Annotated in this window: 1 pseudogene; it reads right to left on the reverse strand. The window is 58.2% G+C overall.

The features are described 5' to 3' along the window. Window positions 1-1,001, reverse strand: a pseudogene (locus tag ACYUCQ_RS16235) (IS3 family transposase); the annotation flags it as partial. Window positions 1,002-1,061 lie beyond the last annotated feature (60 nt).

Genomic DNA, 1,061 nt, shown 5'->3' on the forward strand with positions numbered 1-1,061 from the left:
TTCAGTTTTCATTGAAGAGAAGAAGCTCTCCATGGCGGCATTATCCCAGACATTGCCTGACCTGCTCATGGAGCAAACGACGCCATGATCCTTCATGAGCCGCTGGAACGGCTCCGCGGTGTACTGGCTGCCGCGGTCTGAATGATGCAGCAGGGCGTCTTGTTTGCCACGCCGCCAGATCGCCATCACCAATGCATCGGTGACCAGTTGCGCCGTCATCGTGGCGCTCATCGACCAGCCAACCACGCGGCGGGAGAACAGATCGATCACTACCGCTACGTATAACCAGCCTTCGGCAGTCCAAATATAGGTGAAATCGGCAATCCATTTGCGGTTGGGTGCCGAGGCCACAAACTGACGGTCCAGAACATTGCAGGCGGGCTCAGCACTTCGTTCGCCTTTATCGGTCGGCAGCCGCCTGCGCCGGGGACGGGCGCGCAGAGCCTGGGCCCGCATCAGCCGCTCAATGCGGTGCAGCCCACAGGCAATGCCCTCGGCCAGCACGTCATGCCACACGCGCCGGGCGCCGTAGGTGCGGTCGCTGCTCAGGAAACTGGTTCTGACTGAAGCCCCAACCCGTTCATCGCTGCGAGCACGCAGACTGGGTGCGCGTGATGCCCAGGCATAATATCCGCTGCGCGAGACATCGAGCGTCTCGCAAAGCAATCGCACCGGCCAAATTCCTCGATGTTTTGCGATAAAGCCAAACTTCATGTCGACTCCCTCGCAAAGTAGGCCGCGGCTTTTTTTAGAATGTCACGCTCAGCCTTTAGCTTGCTGACCTCGCGCCGAAGCCGTTCAATCTCCATCTGCTCGGGCTTCATCTGCCCTTGCCCAGGAAACGAATGCTGCGGATCACCCGAAACCTCCCTCACCCAGCGTCGTAACAACCCCTCGCCAACATCAAGGTCACGCGCCACCTGGACAACCGAAACACCACGTTCCTTGATCAACCGAACCGCTTCAAACTTAAATTCACGCGTATATTGCCTGCGAACCATTTTGCTCTCCTGTCGCGTTAAACACCTTATCTCGGTGTCCACGAAACCGGCAGCAGCTCA

This window comes from Acidiphilium sp. MT5 (assembly GCF_054767495.1).